Consider the following 246-nt stretch of genomic DNA (forward strand, 5'->3'; position numbering starts at 1 on the left):
GTCACCAATTTGTTACTGATTTCGAATTCCCCGAGATAGACTTTGTGCACGGGCAGTTCATTGTCAAAACAAAAACCGTCTCCCTGGTACCCCACTTCGTAGATCCCTTCCGAAAAATGGTGCCATTGCTGTTGATGTGTCTCTTCCTTGAGTTTAAACCGCTCGCCAATGCACGGAAAGGTAGGCTGCGTACCCAAGATATATTTGATGTCATAGGCCAACAACTCCTGATGCTGCTGCTCGTGG

1 pseudogene is annotated in these 246 nt (G+C 47.6%); it reads right to left on the reverse strand.

From position 1 onward, the window contains the following. Nucleotides 1–246: pseudogene (locus SB754_RS22220) on the reverse strand (ergothioneine biosynthesis protein EgtB); the annotation flags it as partial.

This window comes from Leifsonia sp. SIMBA_070, assembly GCF_046534635.1.
GTDB lineage: Bacteria > Actinomycetota > Actinomycetes > Actinomycetales > Microbacteriaceae > Leifsonia.